The sequence below is a fragment of the Desulfacinum hydrothermale DSM 13146 genome (assembly GCF_900176285.1).
In the GTDB taxonomy this organism is placed as follows: domain Bacteria; phylum Desulfobacterota; class Syntrophobacteria; order Syntrophobacterales; family DSM-9756; genus Desulfacinum; species Desulfacinum hydrothermale.
In genome coordinates this window covers 1-5,273 of sequence record NZ_FWXF01000038.1, presented here as the reverse complement: position 1 = coordinate 5,273, position 5,273 = coordinate 1, and the positions used below count along the sequence as shown (strand labels likewise).

7 protein-coding genes are annotated in these 5,273 nt (G+C 58.8%); 5 read left to right on the top strand and 2 right to left on the bottom strand.

Annotation, left to right across the window (positions count from 1 at the left end; genetic code table 11):
• A partial coding sequence (locus B9A12_RS16285) for a phage head morphogenesis protein (RefSeq protein ID WP_170920689.1) occupies positions 1-1,242 on the top strand: 1,242 nt, incomplete at its 5' end.
• 8 nt (positions 1,243-1,250) lie between these two features.
• Here the strand turns inward: B9A12_RS16285 and B9A12_RS16280 are convergent.
• A complete protein-coding gene (locus B9A12_RS16280) occupies positions 1,251-1,520 on the bottom strand; it encodes a hypothetical protein (RefSeq protein ID WP_084059144.1) in 270 nt (89 codons plus the stop codon).
• Positions 1,521-1,569: 49 nt separating this feature from the next.
• Between B9A12_RS16280 and B9A12_RS16275 the strand changes: the two genes are divergently transcribed.
• From B9A12_RS16275 to B9A12_RS16260, 4 genes are all read left to right on the top strand, one after another.
• Positions 1,570-2,097, top strand: a complete 528-nt coding sequence (locus B9A12_RS16275) for a phage virion morphogenesis protein (RefSeq protein ID WP_084059143.1) — start codon at positions 1,570-1,572, stop codon at positions 2,095-2,097.
• Between the two features lie 318 nt (positions 2,098-2,415).
• Entirely contained in the window at positions 2,416-3,495 is a 1,080-nt protein-coding gene (locus tag B9A12_RS16270) for a DNA cytosine methyltransferase (protein WP_425430188.1), read from the top strand.
• Positions 3,479-3,901: a very short patch repair endonuclease gene (locus B9A12_RS16265; RefSeq protein WP_342752497.1), complete on the top strand. Its 423-nt coding sequence runs from the start codon at positions 3,479-3,481 to the stop codon at positions 3,899-3,901. Before B9A12_RS16270 ends, B9A12_RS16265 begins: the two co-directional genes overlap by 17 nt.
• Positions 3,894-4,829 (top strand): HNH endonuclease, encoded by a 936-nt coding sequence (locus tag B9A12_RS16260; protein WP_084059141.1) that lies wholly within the window; start codon positions 3,894-3,896, stop codon positions 4,827-4,829. The genes B9A12_RS16265 and B9A12_RS16260 overlap by 8 nt, the downstream gene beginning before the upstream one ends.
• A gap of 143 nt (positions 4,830-4,972) precedes the next feature.
• On the opposite strand, the gene B9A12_RS16255 is transcribed toward B9A12_RS16260, so the two are convergent.
• On the bottom strand, positions 4,973-5,164 hold the full coding sequence (locus B9A12_RS16255; RefSeq protein WP_084059140.1) for a helix-turn-helix domain-containing protein: 192 nt from the start codon (positions 5,162-5,164) through the stop codon (positions 4,973-4,975).
• Positions 5,165-5,273 lie beyond the last annotated feature (109 nt).

Sequence of the window (5,273 nt, the reverse complement as noted above, 5' to 3'; positions counted from 1 at the left end):
CTGGCCCGCAAGGGTTGGCTGGCTCCTCCGGGAGAGCCGCCCGAAGAGATCCTGCCGGACGGAACCGTCCGAAAGCGCCTCACCCCGTGGCGCCTGGACACGATCTTCCGCACCAACGTCCAGAGCGCCTACGGCGCAGGTCGATACAAGCAGATGGTCGAAAACGCACCGCAACGGCCGTGGTGGCTCTACGACGCCGTCCTGGACGCCAGGACACGCCCGTCCCACGCCGCGATGGACGGCCGGGTGTATCGCTTCGACCATCCCGTCTGGGACAAGTGGTATCCGCCCAACGGCTTCAACTGCCGCTGCACGGTGCGCACTCTGAGCGACCGGGACATGGAGCGCCGCGGTCTGCGCCAGAGCGTGCGGCCGCCCGAAGCCGCACCCGACGAGGGCTTCGCCTACAACCCGGGGCGCGCCAGATGGCAGCCGGGCCTGAACCGCTATGCGCCCCGTTCCAGGCAGATCCTGGCATCCGACCTGGCGGACGGATCAACCTCCGGACCACTGCCGGTCCGATCCAGGTCCGACATGGTGGACCTCATCCGCGACAGGATCGGCCCCATGCTGCCCCACGGAGTGCGGGACGTGCGCTTCGCTGACGCACGTTTCCTCATGGGCACGGACAGCCGCGGAGTCTTCATCGTCTCCACACGCACGCGGGATCTCACGCGCGTGGGCGGACCGGCCGAATACCGGCCCGATCGCCTGCTGGAAAGCGGCCTGCGCGCCCTCGGCAGGCGCAGGCTGTCCTTCGACGAAGAGTACGCCCTGGAGAGCTTCTGGCACGAGTGCCTTCACAACATGCAACAGGAGGCCCTGGACCGGGCCGCCTTCTATGCGAAACGCTTTCCGGACAGCCGTGTCCTCATGGAATCCGTCACCCAGTGGACGGCACGGCGCACCTATCACCAGATGCTGGACGCTCTCGGAGGGTATCGTGCGCAGGCCCAGCAGGAGATCATCCAACGCGGGTACGCTTACAAGCATTGGGTGCGGAATCTGGACGCCTTGATCGAACGGGCCGGGATCGACCCGGACACCTTCCGGCGGGTTTGCATGGAGGTCATGGAATCGGTCCCGCGCGACGAGTACGCGCAGGCCCTGGTGGATCGCCTCCTGGAACGAGGCGCTCTGGCGCCGGACAAGGAGCTGGCTTTTCGTTATGGTCTGGATTGCTTGCGTTCGCGGCCGGACACCTTTGATGAGAGCGTTCTGGTGTTCTTCGCCGGCGTGTAGCGGCGGGTTCAGCTCTCTTCGGCTTCCGGAAGGAGATCCGGGTGCAGGTAGGCCATCTCGAGCGTCAGCCGGTATCCTGGGTCCCGGATATCGGCCAGGTATCGGGCGGCCCGTTGGTGATCGCCTCGATGCAGGTAGAGCCGAGCGATCTCGCCCAGCTGCGTGTCGGCTCCCGTGGCCAAGGTCCGGCGGTAGCGAGCCAGGTCCTCCTCGGTCCGCACGTTATAGACGGTCTCCAGCTCTTCGGGCGTCGGATCGTGGTCGAAGATCGTTTCCATTTCTTCCTCTCTGTTGGACGGAACCCATCGATATGAAAAGGATAACGCCATGACCATCCGATTGCAAGTGGACATGGACTCCGTGAGCGACATGTTGCGCTCCCTCACCGGCCGGCTCCAGAACCTGCGGCCGCTCATGCGTGATATCGGCGAGATCGTTGTCGATCACATCAAGGGCAATTTCCGCCAGGGGACGGCGCCGGACGGGACGCCGTGGAAGCCGTCCGTCCGCGCATTGCGCGAAGGCGGCCGGACTCTCATCGACACGGGCGTGCTGCGCAATTCGTTCCACGAGCAGCCCGGAAGGCGCAGCGTCCTGGTCGGCACCGCCGACGTTCGGGCCGCGGTCCACCAGTTCGGCGCCAGGGCCGGCGCCTTCGGCACGATGGACGTTCTGGTGCGCGAGCACGTGCGTCGCTGGAGGGGCAAGGACGTCCGGGTCCGCGCCCACACGCGCCGACAGCGCATCCCCTGGGGCGATATCCCGGCTCGGCCCTTCATGCCCGATCCGGACCACCTCCCCCGGATTCTGAGCGAAGACATCCGGAAAAGCATTCTAAATTTCCTGTGGCTTTGACGGTTGATGGCCGCCGTCTCCTCATTGTATAAAATCCGAGATGAGACACTCTCACTTCGGCTGAACTGCTGCGGATGGCTGCGTTTCGCAGCACCGATCAGGCGTTATGCACATGATTTAGAGCTGAGCGCAGAGACATATTAACACCTTATGGTAGTTGGAATAAGAGGGAGCCAGGTGGGATACGACGATATTAGAAAGGATATGGAGAGGCTCCTCTGCGAAGAAGAAAGGATCTATGAAGCGAGATGTCGTGGTGTCCTGGCCCGAGAAGGCAAACGATTCCGGTTGATAGATGTCTTTGCCGGTGCGGGAGGGATGACACTTGGATTCTCGCATAAGTTCGGACAGGCATTTTATCCGGTGTGGGCGAACGACTTCGACGAGGCGTGTGTGAACACGTACAGAGCGAACTTTGGAGACCACTGTGTATTGGGCGATATTGTGGAGATTCTCAGAGATCCAAAAACCACAATCCCACCTGCAGACGTTGTCATCGGCGGCCCGCCCTGTCAGGGGTTCAGTCTCCTAAACAAGAAGCGTGATGGCGATCCGCGCAAACAACTCTGGCGTCCCTTTTTGGATATCGTCCAGCGTTCGGGAGCCAAGATTTTCGTCATGGAGAACGTCCCCCAACTCCTTGGCTCATTTGAACATCGGGAGATTGTTGGTGCCGCTGAAGCCCTTGGTTTCAGGTGTTGGGAAGGGATCCTCTGCGCAGCCGACTATGGGGTGCCGCAGACACGACGTCGTGCATTCATCGTGGGATGCAACTTCTTCGACCCATCACGGGTCTTCCCGCCTCGCAAGACACATTATGATCCGGGTAAGAATGAGTCGGACACTTTATCCGGAGAATCGGCCGATAATGGATATCTGCCGGGCGCCGTGAAATGGCGGACGGTTCGTGACGCAATCGGGGATCTTCCGCCGCCGCAGGGCACGGAAATACGAAAGGTAGCCCCACCGCTCGACCTGCACTTCGGGCGCACTCCGACTCAGAAGAGCCTGGCTCGTTACAGAGCGATTCCCGAAGAAGGCATGAATCGCTTCGATCTACAGCGCCGTGCGCCCGAGTTGACGCCGCCGTGCTGGATCCGGAAGAAGAGTGGCGGCACCGATCTCTTCGGGCGACTTTGGTGGGATCGGCCAGCATTCACGATTCGTACGGAGTTCTTCAAGCCGGAAAAAGGACGATATCTGCATCCGGAGCAACACAGACCGATAACGCACCGAGAGGCGGCGCGTTTTCAGTCGTTCCCAGACGATTTTGTCTTCAGGGGGTCAAAGATTGAAATTGCTCGACAAATCGGCAATGCAGTCCCCCCGCTGTTGGCGGCCCGCCTAGCCGATGTGGTATATCTTCTCCTGACTATGACCGATGATAATCATGGCTGATGTATTTTCAAAGGAGAAGAGAAGCTGGATCATGAGCCGCATCCGAGGGCGTGATACAAAGCCGGAGATGCTGGTTAGGTCCGTCGTCCATCGCATGGGGTTTCGGTTTCGGCTTCACTGCCGAGAACTCCCTGGAAAACCGGATATCGTATTGCCGCGGCACAAGAAGGTCATTTTCGTACATGGGTGTTTTTGGCATGGGCATAAGCAGTGTCTTCGCTCAAGAAGACCTACAACGAACACGGAGTTCTGGAACAAGAAACTCGACGCAAATATCGCGCGTGATAAGCGTGTCCGAATGAACCTGCGTCGATTGGGCTGGAAAGTGTTGGTGGTGTGGGAGTGTGAGACCAGCGATCCAGACAGACTCTTTGCTAAGTTAGAGAGGTTTCTCCATAATGGCTGAACGGAGGAAGATCGTCCCGTGTGACCCGGAAGCTATTCGGCAGAAAGTCGCGGAGCTGATCACAAACTTCGAACACGAACTTCGGTCCGGCGAGCTTCGATCCAAGGTTCTCGCCTTGGTACCGATATTCCACCAGCTGCGTGATTTGGGTAAGTCGTTGATTCCAACCGAGTGCGCATCGGCCGCAAGAGACCGAATATTGTACTACTTTCGCCAGTACCCCGGAACGATTATTCATGGCGATGAGCTGCTCGTCGTTTCAGGCATTCAGGAATACGCGCGGCGTTTGCGCGAACTGCGTGTTCAGTTCGGATGGGCTATTATGAGCGGCGTAACGATCAAGGAAATGAGCGAAGATGATCAGATACCGGACGAACTAAAGTGCATGAAACCGAATGAATACGTTTTATTGAATACGGAGCAGGATCGCGAAGCGGCTCATCGTTATAACATCGCAAACACGATCCGCAAGAAAAATAAATCGGTGCGCGACAAGATTTTGGAATTTCTGAGGGAAAACGTTGGGCGTCCTGTAACGAACGAGGAGTTGCGCTACGTAGCTGGAGACAAATCCGAGTGGGCACGACGCGTTCGCGAGCTGCGCACGGAAGAGGGTTGGCCGATAGTGACAAAGAGCACGGGGCGGCCCGAATTGGGCATTGGAGTATACATTTTGGAGGCCGATCGGCAAACTCCGAAGCATGACCGAAGGATTCCGGATGCTATTCGCCGGGATGTTCTTCGGCGCGACGAGTATAAATGCCAAAAGTGCAACTGGTCACATAAAGAGTGGAATCCATCGGATCCACGACATTTGGAGTTGCATCATATAAGACCTCATGCGGAAGGAGGTCCAAACGTGCAAGAGAACCTGCAGACCTTATGCAACAAGTGCCATGACGAGGTACATCGACGCGAAAAGCAATAGATAGCATAAAGCCGAATAATCCAGTTTCGGAACCGGAATTGACAGCATACACACACAGACACTACTTAAGAACAGTAGAGCAACAAACACACTTCAGATGTTGCAGGTAGTAGGTGCTGCTTCCAAACCGCCACCAACCGTACTCAGGCGCACAGCTCCCGGATGCTGGAGGCCTTCACGCGCAGCCCGCGCTTGAGACCGACCCGGACCACATCCAGCACGCCGGCCTCGATGAGCCGATAGACCGTGCGCCGGCTGACGCCCAGGATCTCCGCCACCTCGTCGATACGAAAGAGCGATTTCTTGTCCCATAGCTCTCGCGTCGCTGCGGCCATCTTACGCCCCCATCCGTGATGTCCATGCCTTCAGCATCTCATAGACCTTGCGCCGGTCCTCCTCGCTTGCCGGCGCGTCCGGGTCTCCACGCGCGGCCACCATGTCCGG